Source organism: Plantactinospora sonchi, from assembly GCF_036422035.1.
Lineage (GTDB): Bacteria > Actinomycetota > Actinomycetes > Mycobacteriales > Micromonosporaceae > Plantactinospora > Plantactinospora sonchi.
The window spans coordinates 17685-35223 of sequence record NZ_JAZGQK010000007.1 but is presented as its reverse complement, the minus strand read 5'-3'; the positions used below and the strand labels follow the sequence as shown (position 1 = coordinate 35223).

Annotated in this window: 12 protein-coding genes; 7 read left to right on the top strand and 5 right to left on the bottom strand. The window is 69.6% G+C overall.

Annotated features, from left to right (window positions below; translation table 11 throughout):
- The 5 genes from araA (at nt 1) to V1633_RS09485 (ending at nt 7165) form a co-directional block, all read left to right on the top strand.
- Nucleotides 1-1518, top strand: coding sequence for an L-arabinose isomerase (gene araA / locus V1633_RS09505; RefSeq protein WP_331213850.1), 1518 nt, complete (start codon nt 1-3; stop codon nt 1516-1518).
- A gap of 88 nt (nt 1519-1606) precedes the next feature.
- Entirely contained in the window at nt 1607-2734 is a 1128-nt protein-coding gene (gene chvE, locus V1633_RS09500) for a multiple monosaccharide ABC transporter substrate-binding protein (RefSeq protein WP_331213849.1), read from the top strand.
- Between the two features lie 76 nt (nt 2735-2810).
- Complete coding sequence (gene mmsA / locus V1633_RS09495; protein ID WP_331213848.1) at nt 2811-4340, top strand: multiple monosaccharide ABC transporter ATP-binding protein; 1530 nt, start codon at nt 2811-2813, stop codon at nt 4338-4340.
- Between the two features lie 6 nt (nt 4341-4346).
- A complete protein-coding gene (gene mmsB / locus V1633_RS09490; RefSeq protein WP_331213847.1) occupies nt 4347-5603 on the top strand; it encodes a multiple monosaccharide ABC transporter permease in 1257 nt (418 codons plus the stop codon).
- A 491-nt stretch (nt 5604-6094) separates the two neighbouring features.
- On the top strand, nt 6095-7165 hold the full coding sequence (locus V1633_RS09485; RefSeq protein WP_331213846.1) for an arabinan endo-1,5-alpha-L-arabinosidase: 1071 nt from the start codon (nt 6095-6097) through the stop codon (nt 7163-7165).
- Nucleotides 7166-7291: 126 nt separating this feature from the next.
- On the opposite strand, the gene yjfF is transcribed toward V1633_RS09485, so the two are convergent.
- From yjfF to V1633_RS09465, 4 genes are all read right to left on the bottom strand, one after another.
- Complete coding sequence (gene yjfF / locus V1633_RS09480) at nt 7292-8305, bottom strand: galactofuranose ABC transporter, permease protein YjfF (RefSeq protein WP_331213845.1); 1014 nt, start codon at nt 8303-8305, stop codon at nt 7292-7294.
- 43 nt (nt 8306-8348) lie between these two features.
- Nucleotides 8349-9419, bottom strand: a complete 1071-nt coding sequence (locus V1633_RS09475; RefSeq protein ID WP_331213844.1) for an ABC transporter permease — start codon at nt 9417-9419, stop codon at nt 8349-8351.
- The gene (locus V1633_RS09470; protein ID WP_331213843.1) at nt 9416-10942 is read right to left on the bottom strand and encodes a sugar ABC transporter ATP-binding protein; all 1527 of its coding nucleotides are present in this window, start codon (nt 10940-10942) and stop codon (nt 9416-9418) included. The genes V1633_RS09475 and V1633_RS09470 overlap by 4 nt, the downstream gene beginning before the upstream one ends.
- A 73-nt stretch (nt 10943-11015) precedes the next feature.
- Entirely contained in the window at nt 11016-11954 is a 939-nt protein-coding gene (locus V1633_RS09465; RefSeq protein WP_331214194.1) for an ABC transporter substrate-binding protein, read from the bottom strand.
- 513 nt (nt 11955-12467) lie between these two features.
- On the opposite strand from V1633_RS09465, the gene V1633_RS09460 reads away from it, so the two are divergent.
- Nucleotides 12468-13496, top strand: coding sequence for a LacI family DNA-binding transcriptional regulator (locus V1633_RS09460; RefSeq protein WP_407951996.1), 1029 nt, complete (start codon nt 12468-12470; stop codon nt 13494-13496).
- An 83-nt stretch (nt 13497-13579) separates the two neighbouring features.
- Here V1633_RS09460 and V1633_RS09455 read toward each other — a convergent pair whose 3' ends face one another.
- Nucleotides 13580-14581 (bottom strand): LacI family DNA-binding transcriptional regulator, encoded by a 1002-nt coding sequence (locus V1633_RS09455; RefSeq protein ID WP_331214193.1) that lies wholly within the window; start codon nt 14579-14581, stop codon nt 13580-13582.
- Between the two features lie 423 nt (nt 14582-15004).
- On the opposite strand from V1633_RS09455, the gene V1633_RS09450 reads away from it, so the two are divergent.
- Nucleotides 15005-17539: an alpha-L-arabinofuranosidase C-terminal domain-containing protein gene (locus tag V1633_RS09450; RefSeq protein ID WP_331213841.1), complete on the top strand. Its 2535-nt coding sequence runs from the start codon at nt 15005-15007 to the stop codon at nt 17537-17539.

The window sequence follows — 17539 nt, the reverse complement described above, 5'->3', positions numbered from 1 at the left end:
ATGCCGAGCAGCAACAAGCCACAGGTCTGGTTCCTCACCGGAAGCCAGCACCTGTACGGTCCGGAGACGCTGGCGCAGGTCGCCGACCAGTCCCAACGCATCCAGCGTGAACTGGTCTCGTCCGGCCGGCTCTCCGCCGAACTGGTGTGGCAGCCGGTCCTCACCGACGCGGCGGCGATCCGGCAGGTGATGCTGGCCGCGAACGCCGACCCGTCCTGCATCGGCGTGATCGCCTGGATGCACACGTTCTCCCCGGCCAAAATGTGGATCACCGGTCTCGACGCGCTCCGCAAGCCGCTGCTGCACCTGCACACCCAGCTCAACGTGAGCCTGCCCTGGCAGTCCATCGACATGGACTTCATGAACCTCAACCAGGCCGCGCACGGGGACCGGGAGTTCGGTTTTGTGCAGACCCGGCTCGGGGTGGCCCGCAAGACCGTCGCCGGGCACGTCTCGGACCCGCGTACGGTCGAGCGGATCGACGGCTGGGCTCGGGCCGCGGCCGGTGTCACGCACCTGCGCGGGCTGCGGCTGGCCCGGTTCGGCGACAACATGCGGGACGTGGCCGTCACCGAGGGTGACAAGGTCGAGGCCGAGCTGCGGTTCGGCTTCTCGGTCAACACCTACGGGGTCAACGACCTGGTCGCCGCCGTGGACGCGGTGGAGGACCGGACGGTCGACGCGCTGGTCGCCGAGTACGCCGACGCCTACCGGCTGGCCCCGGAGCTGGCCCGGGGCGGTGAGCGGCACGACTCGCTGCGCTACGCGGCGCGGATCGAGGCGGGGCTGCGGCAGTTCCTGACCGCCGGTGACTTCGGCGCCTTCACCACCAACTTCGAGGACCTGGGCGGGCTGCGTCAGCTGCCCGGCCTGGCCGTGCAGCGGCTGATGGCCGACGGGTACGGCTTCGGCGGCGAGGGTGACTGGAAGACGTCCGCGCTGCTGGCCGGGGTGAAGGCGATGGGCACCGGCACCGGCCGGGGCACCTCGTTCATGGAGGACTACACCTACCACTTCGGACCGGGTGAACCGAAGATCCTCGGCGCGCACATGCTGGAGGTCTGCCCGAGCATCGCCGGCGGGCAGCCGTCCTGCGAGATCCACCCGCTGAGCATCGGCGGCCGGGAGGACCCGGTCCGGCTGGTCTTCGACGCCGCCCCGGGTCCGGCGGTGGTGATCGGCATGGTCGATCTCGGTGACCGGTTCCGGCTGGTGGCCAACGAGGTCGAGGTGGTCGCGCCGGACGAGCCGCTGCCCAACCTGCCGGTCGCCCGGGCGGTGTGGAAGCCCGCGCCCAGCCTGTCCACCTCCGCCGAGGCCTGGCTGACCGCCGGCGGCCCGCACCACACCGTGCTGACCCAGGCGGTCGGTGCCGAACCGCTGCGCGACTTCGCCGAGATGCTGCACACCGAGCTGCTGCTGATCGACGACAACACCACCACCGTCGACTTCCGGGACCGGATGCGCTGGAACCAGGCTTACCACCGGCTCGCCCAGGGCATACCGACCAACCGCTGACCGCCGTCCCGGCGGTCGGCACCGCACCGACCGACGCGTTCGTGACCGGCTTCCGGCCCACGCGCCGCCACCGATGAAGGAGAGAACAATGAAGTTCGCACGGCTCGTGACTGCGGCGACCGCCGTCACGCTGGCCGCCGCCCTGTCCGCCTGCGGCTCCAGCACCAAGTCGGTGGACGAGAAGCCCAAGGCCGGGGACAACGCGGGCGCCCTGATCGGCGTCACCATGCCGACCAAGCGCTCCGAGCGTTGGGTCGCGGACGGTGACAACGTCAAGCGGCAGCTCGAGGCGCTCGGCTACAAGGTCGACCTCCAGTACGCGGAGGACGACATCCCGACCCAGGTGAACCAGCTGGAGAACCAGATCACCAAGGGCGCCAAGTTGCTGATCATCGCGTCCATCGACGGGACCGCGCTGACCAGCCAGCTGGAGCAGGCCAAGGCCGCCAACATCCCGGTCATCGCCTACGACCGGCTGATCCGCAACAGCCCGAACGTCGACTACTACGCCACCTTCGACAACTTCAAGGTCGGCGTGCAGCAGGCGACCTCGCTGCTGGTCGGGCTGAAGCTGCTGAAGGAGGACGGCACCCCGGGCGAGGCGAAGGGGCCGTTCAACGTGGAGCTGTTCGCCGGTTCGCCGGACGACAACAACGCCACGTTCTTCTTCAACGGGGCGATGAGCGTGCTGAAGCCGTACATCGACAAGGGCACCCTCAAGGTGGCCAGCGGTCAGACCGACTTCAAGACCGTGGCGATCCTGCGCTGGGACCCGGGTACCGCGCAGAAGCGGATGGAGGACGTGCTCACCTCCACCTACCGCAGCGGGGCGAAGGTCGACGGCGTGCTGTCGCCGTACGACGGTCTGTCGATCGGCATCCTGTCCGCGCTGAAGAGCGCCGGCTACGGTGTGTCCGGGCAGCCGTACCCGGTGGTGACCGGTCAGGACGCGGAGAAGGCGTCGGTGAAGTCGATCATCGCCAACGAGCAGTTCTCGACCATCTACAAGGACACCCGCAAGCTCGCCGAGGTCACCGTGAAGATGGCCGACGCGCTGCTCAAGGGCGGTACGCCGGAGGTCAACAACACCAAGGACTACGACAACGGCAACAAGGTGGTGCCGTCGTACCTGCTCGACCCGGTGATCGTCGACAAGAACAACTACAAGCAGGCGCTGATCGACAGCGGCTACTACACCCAGGCGGACCTGAGCTGACCCGGCGGTCCCGCCCCGTGGCCGTCGGCCACGGGGCGGGTCCCGTCATGGGCACCCGCGGAAAGCAGTGAGGACCATGAGCGACCACATCCTGCAGATGCGCGGCATCACCAAGTCCTTTCCCGGAGTCAAGGCGTTGCAGGACGTCAACCTGTCGGTGCGCCGGGGACAGATCCATGCCATCTGCGGCGAGAACGGCGCCGGCAAGTCCACGCTGATGAAGGTGCTGTCCGGCGTCTACCGGCACGGGACGTACGAGGGCGAGATCGTCTTCGACGGCGAGCCGTGCCGGTTCTCCGGCGTCCGGGACAGCGAGCAGCGCGGCATCGTCATCATCCACCAGGAGCTGGCGCTCGCCCCGCAGCTGTCGATCGCGGAGAACATCTTCCTTGGCAACGAACGGGCCCGGCGTGGCCTGATCGACTGGAACCGGACCAACCACGAGGCCGCGCAGCTGCTCGCGCGGGTCGGCCTGGCCGAGAACCCGACCACCACGGTCTCCGACATCGGGGTGGGCAAGCAGCAGCTCGTCGAGATCGCCAAGGCGCTCTCCAAGGAGGTACGGCTGCTGATCCTCGACGAGCCGACGGCCGCGCTCAACGACGAGGACTCGGCGCACCTGCTCGACCTGCTCCGGGGTCTGCGCGACGAGGGCATCACCTGTGTGATCATCTCGCACAAGCTGAACGAGGTGATCTCGATCGCCGACTCGATCACCATCCTCCGGGACGGTCGCACCATCGAGACCCTGGACATGGCGGCCGACGAGGTGACCGAGGACCGGATCATCTCCGGGATGGTGGGGCGCGACCTCGACCACCGGTTCCCGCCGCGCGAGCCGAGGATCGGCGACGAGGTGCTGCGGATCGAGGACTGGACGGTCCACTCCCCCGTCCAGCACGACCGGCGGGTGGTCAGCGGCGTGAACCTGACCCTGCGCCGGGGTGAGATCGTCGGGCTGGCCGGGCTGATGGGCGCCGGCCGTACCGAGCTGGCGATGAGTGTGTTCGGCCGGTCGTACGGGCACCGGATCTCCGGGCGGATCGTCAAGGACGGTCAGCCGATCGAGCTGCGCAGCGTCCGGGACGCGATCCGGCACGGCATCGCGTACGCCACCGAGGACCGCAAGCGGTACGGCCTGAACCTGATCGAGGACATCAAGCGGAACGTCTCCGCGTCCGCCCTGGGCAAACTGGCCCGTCGGGGCTGGGTGGACGACAACCGGGAGTACCAGGTCGCCGACGGTTTCCGACGGGACCTGAACATCAAGGCACCGAACGTGCTCAGCGTGACCGGGAACCTGTCCGGCGGAAACCAGCAGAAGGTCGTACTGTCCAAGTGGATCTTTACGGATCCGGACGTGCTGATCCTCGACGAGCCGACCCGGGGCATCGACGTCGGCGCCAAGTACGAGATCTACACGATCATCAACCGGCTGGCCGACGAGGGGAAGGCGATCCTGCTGATCTCCTCCGAACTGCCCGAGCTGCTCGGGCTCTCCGACCGGATCTACACGCTCTCGGCCGGCCGGATCACCGGCGAGGTGCCCCGGGCGGAGGCCACCCAGGAGCGCCTCATGACATACATGACCAAGGGACAGGAGTAGACCGCGATGACCAGCGTCGCACCGACCAACGCCGACCTCGCGGTCGACAACAATCCGGCCGCCCCGGGCACACCGTCCGGGGCTCCCCGCCGGTTCACCATCAACCTGCGGCAGAGCGGCATCTACATCGCCTTCGCCTTCATCGTCGTACTGTTCTCGGTGCTGACCGGCGGCGACATGCTGCAGCCGCAGAACATCAGCAACATCGTGGTACAGAACTCCTACATCCTGATCCTGGCGATCGGGATGATCATGATCATCATCGCCGGACACATCGACCTCTCGGTCGGCTCGGTGGTGGCGGTCTGTGGCGCGGTCACCGCCGTACTGACCGTCAACCACGGCGTACCGTGGCCGCTGGCACTGCTGATCACCCTGGTCGTCGGCGGTCTGATCGGCGCCTGGCAGGGCTTCTGGATCGCGTACTTCGGCATTCCGGCGTTCATCGTCACCCTCGCCGGCATGCTGCTGTTCCGGGCCCTGACCCTGACCACGCTCGGCAACCAGGGCATCGGCCCGTTCCCCGACGAGCTGCGTACCCTCTCCAACGGCTTCACCTCCGGGTACCTCGGCAACGTCGGCCTCGGACCGCTCGGCGGCGCCGACCTGTTCAGCCTGCTGATCGGCCTGGTCGCGGTCGCCGGCATCGCCACCACCCAGTGGCGGGCCCGGGCCGGACGGATCCGCTACCAGCAGACCGTCGACCCGATGCCGGTCTTCCTGCTCCGGATCATCATGCCGTCGATCGTGCTGCTCTTCGTGGTCGTGCAGCTCGCCCGGTTCCGCAACCTGCCCTGGGTGCTGGTGCTGCTGACCGGGCTGGTGATCGGCTACTCGGTGCTGACCAACCGGTCCGTCTTCGGCCGCCAGATCTACGCGGTCGGCGGCAACCTCCACGCCGCGACGCTCTCCGGCGTCAAGGTGAAGTCGGTGATCTTCTGGCTCTTCGTCAACATGGGCGTGCTCGCCGCCCTCGCCGGGGTCATCTTCGCCGGCCGGCTCAACCAGGCCAACCCGGTCGCCGGCAACCAGTTCGAACTGGACGCGATCGCGGCGGCCTTCATCGGCGGCGCCGCGGTCCAGGGCGGGGTCGGTCGGATCGTCGGCGCCATCACCGGTGGCCTGATCATGGGTGTGATCAACAACGGCATGTCCCTGCTGAACGCGCCGTCGGAGCGGGTCATGCTGGTCAAGGGCCTGGTCCTGCTGGCCGCCGTCGCCTTCGACGTCTGGACCAAGCGCCGCGCCGGCGCCGCCCGCTGACGCCGGGCCACCACCGGGTACGACCACACGGGTCCGGCCACCTCCCACGGGGTGGCCGGACCCGTTCTTTCTGCCGGAGCTTGAACCGATACAGCGCCGGCTTCCGCCGCCTCGCAGCCGCCCCGGAGCGGCAACAAGAGGCAACCGGGCGGTTCCTGGAGTCGGCGCCTCGGGTGGCGCCGATTGAAACGTTCTTGCCCCTCGGCCACCGTCCACATACCATCAGAGACATCGATGTGCGACGATCAGGGCAACCTCTCCGGGTCGTCCCCGGACCCGTGTTCGTCGAGCATCGGTAGTCGAGCGGAGCTGTCGGCGTCCCCGGCCGGCCACCCCGCCCGGTCCAGCCGCCCCACGAGCGGCGAGGTCCTCGACCACCGCCTCGTTCCCACCAGCGGCGCGCACCACCGCCATCGCCCCGGCCACGACACCGGTCAGCGGCACCGGGCCGCCGATCCCGGCCGGGGTCCCTCCGCTGGAAGGAACCCCTGATGACCGCAACCCGCAGACCCGGCCCGGCCCGGGCATCCCGAGACCGCCGGCCGGCCCTGCTCCTGGCCGCCCTGCTCGCGTTCACCGGCCCGACCGCCCTGCCGTCCGAGGCGTCCGCCGCCGTCACCCCTGACCGGGACGTGTCGACCGCCGCCGTCACCCCTGACCGGGACGTGTCGACCGCCGCCGCGTACCCGAACCCGGGACTGGTCACCGGGGACATCGGTGTGCACGACCCCACCGTGGTCAGGACGCCGTCCGGCGGTTACCTCGTCGCGCACACCGGGGACAACATCGCGCTGAAGACCTCCACCGACCGGACCGCCTTCCGCAACGCGGGTACGGTCTTCCCCAACGGCGCGTCCTGGACGACCACGTACACCAACGGCAGTCGTAACCTCTGGGCGCCGGACCTCACCTACCGCAACGGCCGCTACCACCTCTACTACTCGGCCTCGACCTTCGGCTCGAACCGATCGGCGATCTTCCTCGCCACCAGCACCACCGGCGCCTCCGGCAGCTGGACCCACCAGGGCCTGATCATCGAGTCCCGGACCTCGGACAACTTCAACGCGATCGACCCGAACCTGTTCGTGGACGGCCAGGGCCGGTGGTGGCTCAGCTTCGGCTCCTTCTGGTCCGGTATCAAGCTCATCCAGCTCGACCCGAACACCGGACGACGGCTCGACTCCACCGTCCGGAGCATCGCCGGCCGCAACGGCGGCGCGATCGAGGCCCCGGTCATCGTCAGCCGGGGCGGCTACCACTACCTGTACGTCTCGTTCGACCTCTGCTGCCGGGGCGCGTCGAGCACCTACCGGGTGATGGTCGGCCGGTCGACCAGCCCGACCGGCCCGTTCGTCGACCGCAACGGCGTCGCCATGACCTCCGGCGGCGGCACCGAGGTGCTGGCCGGACACGGCAGCGTGCACGGGCCCGGCCACCAGGCCGTGCTCGCCGACACCGACGGCGACGTCCTCTTCTACCACTACTACGCCGACAACGGCAGATCCCTGCTCGGCATCAACCTGCTCGGCTACGACGCCGCCGGATGGCCCTACGTCCACTGAACCCGGCAAGGGGCCGAGCCCCGATCGCGACGGACCAGGCATGCCATTCGTCGCACCCGCCGGTGGATGAACCGCCGTCGACCGTACGGAGTCCGGGCGCGGCTGCCGCGCCCGGACTCCCGACGGTCAGCGACGCCGGTGTGTGACGAGCCGTTGCAGGAGGATGAACGCGAGCAGCAGCACGCCGATCACGATCCGGGTCCACCACGAGCTGAGATCGCCCTGGAACGTGATGATCGTCTGGATCAGCCCGTAGACCAGCACCCCGAGCACGGTGCCGAAGAGGTAACCGGAGCCGCCGGTGAGCAGCGTGCCGCCGATAACCACCGCGGCGATCGCGTCGAGTTCGGTGCCCTGCGCGTGCAGGCTGTAGCCGGAGAGCATGTAGAAGCTGAGCAGTACGCCGCCGAGCGCCGAGCAGAACCCGCTGATCGTGTAGACCGCGATCCGGGTGCGGCCCACCGGCAGGCCCATCAGCCCGGCCGACTGCGGGTTGCCGCCGACGGCGTACACGGTCCGACCGAACCGGGTGTACGCGAGGACGTACGCGGCGACCAGCGCCACGAGGACGGCGACGACCGCGCTGATCGAGATGAAGAACCCGCCGAACGCGAGTCGTTGCTGCGCGACGCCGGTCCAGAACGGGTCGGCGATCGGCACCGAGTCCTCGCTGATCAGGAAGCACAGCCCACGTGCCAGGAACATCCCGGCCAGGGTCGCGATGAACGGTTGGACCTCGAAGAAGTGGATGATGCAGCCCATGCCGAGGCCGATCGCCGTACCGACCAGCAGGACGAGGGGCAGCACCGTCGCCGCCGGCCAGCCCGCACCGAGCAGTTCCGCCGCGATCAGGGTGGTCAGGGCGACGACCGCGCCCACCGACAGGTCGATCCCGCCGGTGAGGATCACGAAGGTCATGCCGACCGCGACCACGAGCAGGAACGCGTTGTCGACGAAGATGTTCAGCACGATCTGGGTGTCGGAGAAGCCCTCGTAGTTGACCACCCCGACGCTGTACATCAGGACGAGCAGTCCCAGGGTGGCCAGCACCGGAAGGTGCCGCTGGTTCAGTCGGCGGCCACGGCCGCGACTGCCGGTGGCGGTGGCCACCGGTGGCGTCCGGGTCTCCAGGTCGGTCATCGTGCCTCCTCGCTGCGCGCGTGGTCCCGCCGTCCCTGCCGGGTCATACCGGCACCTCCGTCTTCGACGCGGGCGGGGCCGGATCGGGTACCACCGGCCCGCGTCGCCGCCGGCCGAGGACCCGGGCCCGGAACGCGGGTGACTGGGCGAGACAGAGCACCACCACCACAACGGCCTTGAACAGCAGGGTGGTGTTGGTCGGCACGCCGATCGTGTAGATGGTGATGTCCAGCGTCTTGATCACCAGGGCGCCGATGACACTGCCGACGATGGAGAACCGCCCGCCCGCCAGCGCGGTGCCACCGATCACCACGGCGAGGATCGCGTCCAGTTCGATGAGGTTGCCGGCGTTGTTGCCGTCCGCGCTGGAGACGTTCGAGCTGACGATCAGGCCGGCCAGGCCGGCGCAGAGACCGGCGAAGACGTACACCAGCACGGTGAGCCGGCGGGCGTTGACGCCGGCCAGCCGGCTCGCCGTGGGGTTGCCGCCGACCGACTCGATCAGCAGGCCGAGCGCGGTACGCCGGGTGAGCACCAGGGTGCCGGCAACCATGACCGCGACGATCAGGACCGAGACCGGGAAGGTGAGCCAGTAGCCCGCCCCGATCACCTTGTACGGGTCCGAGTTCACCGTGATGATCTGTCCGTCGGTGATGAGCTGGGCGACCCCGCGGCCGGCCACCATGAGGATCAGCGTCGCGATGATCGGCTGGATGCCGACGGCCGCCACCAACAGCCCGTTGCCGGCGCCGAGCAGCAGGGACAGGCCGAGCGCCAGACCGACCGCGCCGAGCACCCCGCCGAGGCTGTTCTGGTCACCGAGTCCGGCGATCCACCAGCAGGCGACCGCGCCGGAGATGGCGACGACGGAGCCGACCGACAGGTCGATGCCGCCGGTGGCGATGACCAGCGTCATGCCGAGGGCCACCAGGGCGAGCGGGGCGGCGGACCGCAGGATGTCGATCAGCGAGCCGTAGAGGTGACCCTCGCGCACCTCGATCGACAGGAAGCTCGGCGTGAAGACGAGGTTGCCGACGATGAGCAGCACGAGTACGGCGACCGGCCAGACCAGCCGGTGCCGGAGCAGCTCGCGCAGGGTGCCCGCGTTCGTCATGCCGTACCTCCACTGGCGATCGTCCGCATGATCCGGTCGGCGTCGACGTCCTCGGAGTTCTCCACCTGTTCGACCAGCCGCCGGTCGCGTAGCACCGCGATCTTGTGGCTCAACCGCAGCACCTCCTCCAGCTCGGCGCTGATGAACAGCACCGCCATCCCGCCGTCGGAGAGTTCGACGACGAGCCGCTGGATCTCCGCCTTGGCGCCGACGTCGATGCCCCGGGTCGGCTCGTCCACGATCAGCAGCCGGGGTTCGGTGATCAGCCAACGGGCGAGCAGGACCTTCTGCTGGTTTCCGCCGCTGAGGTGACCGACCCGCGCCTCCGGGTCCGCCGGGCGGATGTCCAGCGCGCGGACGTACCGGTCGACAAGCTCGTCCTGCCGTCGCCGCGGGATCGGTCGTGACCAGCCACGGGCCGCCTGGAGGGCGAGGATGATGTTCTCCCGGACGGTCAGCTCCTCGACCAGCCCCTCGGTACGCCGGTTCTCCGAGCAGAACCCGATCCGGTGGGCCATCGCGGCTCGGGGGCTGCGGAGGTTGACCTCGGCGCCGTCGATCCGGAGGCTGCCGTGGTCGGCCCGGTCGGCGCCGAAGAGCAGCCGGGCCACCTCGGTACGCCCCGAGCCGAGCAGGCCGGCGAGCCCGACCACCTCGCCGGCGTGGATGGTGAGGCTGAACGGCGCGACCGCGCCGGTACGCGTCAGCTCCCGGGCGTCGACGACCGGCTCGCCCCGCTCCACGGTGGCCAGCGGGCGCCGGGAGTGTTCCGCCAGCTCGTCCAGGGTGGCCAGGTCCTTGCCGATCATCCGGGCGACGAGTTCCAGTTGGGAGAGTTCGGCGACCCGGTACTCGCCGATGAGCCGGCCGTTGCGCAGCACCGTCATCCGGTCGGCGATCTCGTAGACCTGGTCGAGGAAGTGCGAGACGAACAGGATCGCCACCCCCTCGCTCTTGAGCTGCCGCATGACCCGGAACAGTTGCGCCACCTCGCCGGCGTCCAGGCTGGACGTCGGCTCGTCGAGGATGAGCACCTTGGCGGAGATGTCCACGGCTCGGGCGATCGCCACCATCTGTTGCACGGCCAACGAGTACGTGCCGAGCGGTGCGGTGACGTCGATGTCGAGCCCCAGCCGGCCGACCAGCTCGCTCGCCCGTCGCCGCAGCTCCGCCCAGCGGATGGCGCCGAGGCGCCGTGGTTCGCGGCCGAGTTGGATGTTCTCCGCCACCGACAGGTTGGGGCAGAGGTTGACCTCCTGGTAGACGGTGCTGATGCCGGCCTGCCGCGCCTGTAGCGGACCGGTGAACCGGACCGACTCGCCGGCCAGCCGGATGTCGCCCTCGTCGATGTCGTAGACCCCGGTCAACACCTTGATCAGTGTCGACTTCCCGGCACCGTTCTCGCCCATCAGGGCGTGCACCTCGCCGGGCAGCAACCGGAAGTCGACCCCGTCCAGCGCGACCACGCCGGGGAACCGTTTGCTGATGTCGGTCATCGTGACTATCGGAGTCGCCTCGGCCATGTCCTCCCCGTCCCGAGCCGGCCGCCCCGGCCGGGTGTGGCCGGGGCGGTCGGTGTGTCGTCGCTGTTCCTGGTCAGTACTGGCGTTGCGGGAGCGCGGCCTTCGCCTGCTCCTGGGTGAAGGTGGTCTCCTCGGTGACCACCCGTGCCGGCACGGTCTCACCGGCCACGACCTTCTTGGCCAGGTCCATCAACTGTGGCCCGAGCAGCGGGCTGCACTCGACGATGAAGTTGATTTTGCCGTCGGCGAGCGCCTGCATACCGTCCCGCACCGCGTCCACGGTGATGATGGTGATGTCGACGCCGGGCTTCTTGCCGGCCGCCTCGATCGCCTCGATCGCGCCCAGGCCCATGTCGTCGTTGTGCGCGTAGAGCACGTCGATGTCGGTGTGCGCCTTGAGGAACGCGTCCATCACCTCCTTGCCCTTCGCCCGGGTGAACTCGCCGGTCTGCGAGGCGATGACCTTGAACTTCGGGTCGGCCTTGATCACCTCCGCGAAACCGTCACGACGGTCGTTGGCCGGGGCGGAGCCGGTGTTGCCCTGCAGTTCGACGATGTTGACCTGCTCCGACTTGCCCTGGTACGCCTCGACCAGCCACTGACCGGCCTTCTTGCCCTCCTCCACGAAGTCGGAGCCGAGGAAGGTCTTGTACAGCGAGGTGTCCGGGGAGTCGATGGCCCGGTCGGTGAGGATCACCGGGATGCCGGCGTCCTTGGCCTCCTTGAGCACGGTGTCCCAACCGGACTCGACCACCGGCGAGAAGGCGATCACGTCGACCTTCTGCTGCACGAAGCTGCGGATGGCCTTGATCTGGTTCTCCTGCTTCTGCTGGGCGTCGGAGAACTTCAGTTCGATGCCCGCCTCCTCGGCCGCCTTACGCACCGAGTCGGTGTTCGCGGTGCGCCAGCCACTCTCCGCGCCCACCTGCGAGAAACCCATGGTGATCTTGCCATCGTCGGCGGCGCCGTTTCCACTCTCGCCACCACACGCGGAGAGCGTCGCGGCGACCATCACGCCGCTGAGCACCGCCACGGACCATCTCTTGGACACTGCGCCCTCCTGTCGTCTGCCGCCGGTACGGCGGCGGATCGGTCCGCGCCCCCGGCGCGGCTCGCCGGCCGACTGGCCTGCACGAGGTGAACGATCACATCTCTGATCTTGAGGTAGTGACTGACGATCGACGGTCGTTGAGTTCATACCAGGACATCCCCGGCGCGGAGGACAGGTCAGGCCGGAGCCACATCCACCAGGGGCCGGTTCGTGTCGTGCATCACATGCTGCGTGCGAGAATGTTACCGTTCTCTATCTCGACGTCAAGACCGTCTCCGAGAACGTTTCCGGCACGTTACCCACCACAGTGACGAGCGCCGGACCGAAGCGGTGTCGGCCAACCAGCGGCGGCGGCCGGTAGAGTGTGATCGGTAACATCAAGATCAGGAGGACCACGTGCGGTTGAATCCCCCGACCGGGGACGGAGACGCCGGACCGGCCGAGGTGGCGCGGATCCGCCAGCGCGGCTCGGTCATGCGGGATGTCGCCCGGCTGGCCGGCGTGTCCCACCAGACCGTGTCACGAGTGCTCAACGACCACCCGAACGTCCGCCAGGAAACCCGGTTACGGGTCCTGGAGGCGATGCGGGCGCTGAACTACCGCCGCAATCTCGCCGCCCGTACCCTGGTCACCCGCCGGTCACGCACACTGGGCATCATCGGTTTCGAGACCACCCTGTTCGGACCCGCGTCGATGCTCTACGGCATCGAGGACGCCGCCCGCCGGGCCGGATACTTCGTCAGCGTCGCCACGGTGCCGAACCTCGAACGCCAGTCGGTGCTCGACGCCATCGACCGGCTCTGCCAGCAGTCGGTGGAGGGCATCATCGCGATCGCGCCGAAGCCCACGGTCACCAACGCGCTGCTGCAGGTGCCGTCGGGTCTGGCCAGCGTCGGAGTGGGCGGTGGGGTCGACGACGACGCCGTCCCCACGGTACGGATCGACAACGCCGCGGGTGCCCGGCTGGCCACCCAGCACCTGCTCGACCTGGGACACGCGACGGTCCACCACGTGGCCGGACCACCCGACTGGCCCGAGGCGCACGAACGGATCGAGGGCTGGCGACGCACCCTGTACGCGGCGGGCGCGATCGTGCCGCCCGTCGAGCCCGGCGCGTGGACCGCCCGCTCCGGCTACGAACAGGGCAGGTTGCTGGCCGCCGACCCCTCGGTGACCGCGATCTTCTGCGCCAACGACCAGATCGCGCTCGGTGTGCTGCGCGCCCTGCACGAGGCCGGCCGACGGGTGCCGGAGCAGGTCAGCGTGGTCGGCTTCGACGACACCCCCGACTCGGAGTACTTCCTGCCGCCGCTGACCACGGTGCGGCAGGACTTCGCCGAACTCGGTCGACGCAGTCTCGCGGTGCTGCTCCACCAGATCGACCAGCAGCACGACGCGACGCCACCCGACCACGTGGTGCTCGCGCCGGAACTGGTGGCCCGGGCCAGTGCGGCCCGCCCCGGGCGACCCCGCCGCCGCGCCCGCCCATCGCAGGCGGACTGAGTCGCTGCGATCGCCCACCGCAAACGGGCTGAGTGGCCACGATCGCCCATCGCAGGCGGACTGAGTCGCTGGCGCCCGCCCGGTCAGCCGGGCGGTGCGGCGACGCTGGCGCGGGCGATCAGGGTCGGCGCGATGGTCCGGCGCAGGGTGTCGGCGGCCCCGGACTCGATCTGGGTCAGCAGCAGGCCGAGGCTCGCCTCGGCCACCGCGGCGAAGTCCGGCCGGACGGTGGTCAGCGGCGGGATGAAGTACGCCGCCTCCGGCACGTCGTCGAAGCCGACCAGGCTGACCTCCTCGGGCACCCGGCGGCCGTACTCGCTCAGGGCACGCAGCACGCCGAGCGCGAGGTGGTCGTTGGCGGTGAAGACGGCGGTGACCTCCGGCATCCGGGCGAGCAGCTGCCCGCACCGATAGCCGGACGCGGCCGACCAGTCCGCCGGCATCACCGGTGGCACCTCGACGCCCGCCGCCAGCAACTCGTTGCGCCAGCCCTCGATGCGGCCGGCGCTGTCGAACCAGTCCGCCGGGCCGGAGACGTGCCACACCGTGCGGTGGCCCGCGTCCAGCAGGTGTCGGGTCGCCGCCCGGGCCCCGGCGACCTGGTCGACGGTGACCAGTGGCACGGGTCGGCAGGGATCGCCGTCGACGGTGACCAGTGGGACGTCCTTGGGCAGCCGCTCCAACGCCTCGCCGGCCGACTCGACCGGCGCGATCACCACGATGCCGGCGACCCGGTGCGCCAGGTGCCGCTCGACAGCCGCCGAGATGGAGCGGTGGTCGAGGCTGCGTACGCTGCCCACGCTGACCGCGAAGCCCGCCTCGGCGGCCGCCTGTTCGAAGGCGGCCAGCAGGGACGCCGGACCGTAGAGCGTGGTGTTCTGTGCCACCACTCCGATCACCTGTGAGCGGCCGGTGACCAGGGCGCGGGCCGCGCGGTTGGGCCGGTAGCCGAGTTCGGCGATGGCCGCCTGGACCCGCAGCCGGGTCTGCTCCCGGACGTTCGGATGTCCGTTGAGTACTCGCGACACCGTCTGGTGGGAGACCCCGGCGAGACGGGCCACGTCGGTCATCGCGGGCTCGCGCATCACCATCTCGCTCCCCCGCCCTCCCACGCCCCCGTCCGTCTCCGCCGACCCTGCCGGGGTCACGACCTCGCGGGGACGACGACCATCGGCGGCACCGGATCGGTGACGGGCGGGTGCGGAATCCCCGCCAGTGTAGGGGAGCGGCTCCCGGTCAACCGGCACGAGGTGGCACGCCGCGTCGATCGACGGGCCGGACCCGTGGGCGCGGGCGTCACGGCCCTCGCCCGCGCTGCTACGACGGGACGACCGGGGTGTTGACGGCATGTTGCGCAGCGACAATACTCGATCTATTCGGGGTTAACGCTCACATGTCTCCGGCCCCTGCAAGGAAAGCGCAGTCCTCAGCGACGACTGCGTCGACGATCGCCTTTTGATGTTGGCGCTAACAGCAGCCGACCGGCTCCGAAGTTCAGGAGGACAGGGATGACGCGCGCACGCGTACCCACCGGGTTGGCGGCCCTCGTGCTGCTGACCTCGGCCGTCGCGACGCCGGCCACGGCACAGGCTCCGCCCAGCCCACCCGACTACACGGTCACCGTCGATCCCGACCGGACCGGCCCGAGCATCAACGACCGGATGTACGGCGTGTTCTTCGAGGACATCAATCTCGCCGCCGACGGCGGGATCTACGCCGAACTGCTCCGCAACCGGTCGTTCGAGTTCCTGCCGGTGGACAATCCGGCGTACACCGGGCTGACCGGGTGGACCACCGGGGCGGAGGGCGGCGGGTCCGGTACCGCGACCACGGTCGACGACAACGCCCGACTCAACGAGCGGAACCGCACGTACCTGCGGCTCGCCCTGGCCAGTCCCGACGGCGGCCGGTACGGCGTCACCAACGCCGGTTTCCACACCGGAATCGCGCTCACCGCCGGAGCCCGGTACGACTTCTCGGTGTGGGCCCGCACCGACGCGCCCGACGGCACACCACTGGCGGTGACCCTGCACGATCCGAACGGGCAGCCACTCGGCGGCGCGCTCACCCGTACCGTGCGCGGCGACACCTGGATCCGGTACGCCGGCACTCTGACCGCGACCCGGACCACCGACGCGGCCCGCCTCTCGGTGCGGGCCGGCGGCACCGGCACACTCCGCCTGGACATGGTCTCGCTCTTTCCCCGGGACACCTTCAAGGGCCGACCGAACGGCCTGCGCCGGGACCTCGCCGAGAAGGTCGCGGCGCTGAAGCCCGGGTTCGTCCGGTTCCCCGGCGGCTGTCTGGTCAACACCGGCAGCCACCACGGCTACGACGCCGCCAGCGGCTGGCCCCGAGCCCGCTCCTACCAGTGGAAGGAGACCGTCGGCCCGGTCGAGACCCGGGCCACCAACGCCAACTTCTGGGGCTACAACCAGTCCTACGGGCTCGGCTACTACGAGTACCTCCAGTTCGCCGAGGACATCGGGGCGATGCCGCTGCCGGTGGTGCCGGCCCTGGTCACCGGGTGCGGGCAGAACCGCGCCACGCACGACGAGGAGCTGCTGCGCCGGCACATCCAGGACACCCTGGACCTGATCGAGTTCGCCACCGGGCCGGTCACCTCGACCTGGGGCGGACTGCGCGCCGAGATGGGTCACCCGGCACCGTTCCGGCTCACCCACCTGGCGGTCGGCAACGAGGAGAACCTGCCCGACGAGTTCTTCGCCAACTTCGTCCGGTTCCGGTCCGCGATCGAGGCGGCGTACCCGGGGATCACCGTGATCAGCAACTCCGGGCCGGACGATGCGGGTGTCACCTTCGACCGGCTCTGGGAAAGGAACCGGGCGACGGGTGTGCCGATGGTCGACGAGCACTACTACAACAGCCCGACCTGGTTCCTCCAGCACAACCGGCGCTACGACGACTACGACCGGGCCGGTCCGAAGGTCTTCCTCGGCGAGTACGCGTCGCAGGACAACAAGCTGTTCAACTCGCTGGCCGAGGCGGCGTACATGACCGGGCTGGAGCGCAACGCCGACGTGGTGCGGCTGGCGTCGTACGCACCACTGCTGGCGAACGTCGACGAGGTGCAGTGGCGGCCGGACCTGATCTGGTTCGACAACGACGAGTCGTGGGGTTCGACCAGCTACCAGGTGCAGAAGCTGTTCATGAACAACGTCGGCGACCGGGTGGTGCCGAGCCGGGCGACCGGGAAGGTGGTGCGGCCGCAGCCGATCACCGGGGCGATCGGGCTCTCCACCTGGGCCACCTCGGCCCGCTACGACGACGTACGGGTCACCGCGCCGGACGGGACCGTGCTCTTCGAGGACGACTTCTCCACCGGGGCCGACGGCTGGACCCCGCTCGCCAACCGGGGTGCGTGGTCGGTGGTGGACGGCGGATACGTCCAGTCCGACACCGCAGCGCAGGACACCCTGGTCAAGGCGGCCGAGATCGCCACCTCCGACTACGACCTGACGGTGCGGGCGACCAAGCTCGCCGGTGCGGAAGGCTTCCTGGTCGCCTTCGGGGTGAAGGACTCCGGCAACTTCTACTGGTGGAACCTGGGCGGCTGGAACAACACCCAGGGTGCCGTCGAGAAGGCGACCGGCGGTGGCAAGGAAACCCTGCTCGCCAAGCCGAACGCGGTCACCACCGGCACGACGTACGACCTCCGGATCTCGGTCCGGGGCACCCGGGTGACCCTCTACCTCGACGGTCAGGAGTGGGGCAGTTTCGCCGACGACCGGGTGACCGAGCCGTTCGCCCACGTGATCACCGAGGACCGGGCCGCCGGTGAACTGATCGTCAAGGTGGTCAACGCCCAGGACTCGCCGGCGACCACCCGGATCGACCTCGCCGGCCGTCGGGTCCGGGACACCGCCCGGATGACCGTCATCACCGGTGACCCGCAGGAACAGAACACCCGCTCGGCCGAGCCGATCCAACCGGTGACCAGCACCGTCCGGGGCGTCGGGTCGGTGTTCACCCGGACCTTCCCGCCGAACTCCGTCACCTTCCTCCGGCTGCGTACCCGATAG

What these genes read in the sequence shown, in the direction of transcription:
- V1633_RS09455 (WP_331214193.1), bottom strand. Translation starts at nt 14,581, where the DNA reads ATGCGCGAGCCCGCGATGACCGACGTGGCCCGTCTCGCCGGGGTCTCC.
- mmsA (WP_331213848.1), top strand. Translation starts at nt 2,811, where the DNA reads ATGAGCGACCACATCCTGCAGATGCGCGGCATCACCAAGTCCTTTCCC.
- V1633_RS09450 (WP_331213841.1), top strand. Translation starts at nt 15,005, where the DNA reads ATGACGCGCGCACGCGTACCCACCGGGTTGGCGGCCCTCGTGCTGCTG.
- V1633_RS09475 (WP_331213844.1), bottom strand. Translation starts at nt 9,419, where the DNA reads ATGACGAACGCGGGCACCCTGCGCGAGCTGCTCCGGCACCGGCTGGTC.
- V1633_RS09470 (WP_331213843.1), bottom strand. Translation starts at nt 10,942, where the DNA reads ATGGCCGAGGCGACTCCGATAGTCACGATGACCGACATCAGCAAACGG.
- araA (WP_331213850.1), top strand. Translation starts at nt 1, where the DNA reads ATGCCGAGCAGCAACAAGCCACAGGTCTGGTTCCTCACCGGAAGCCAG.
- chvE (WP_331213849.1), top strand. Translation starts at nt 1,607, where the DNA reads ATGAAGTTCGCACGGCTCGTGACTGCGGCGACCGCCGTCACGCTGGCC.
- yjfF (WP_331213845.1), bottom strand. Translation starts at nt 8,305, where the DNA reads ATGACCGACCTGGAGACCCGGACGCCACCGGTGGCCACCGCCACCGGC.
- V1633_RS09460 (WP_407951996.1), top strand. Translation starts at nt 12,468, where the DNA reads ATGCGGGATGTCGCCCGGCTGGCCGGCGTGTCCCACCAGACCGTGTCA.
- V1633_RS09465 (WP_331214194.1), bottom strand. Translation starts at nt 11,954, where the DNA reads ATGGTCGCCGCGACGCTCTCCGCGTGTGGTGGCGAGAGTGGAAACGGC.
- mmsB (WP_331213847.1), top strand. Translation starts at nt 4,347, where the DNA reads ATGACCAGCGTCGCACCGACCAACGCCGACCTCGCGGTCGACAACAAT.
- V1633_RS09485 (WP_331213846.1), top strand. Translation starts at nt 6,095, where the DNA reads ATGACCGCAACCCGCAGACCCGGCCCGGCCCGGGCATCCCGAGACCGC.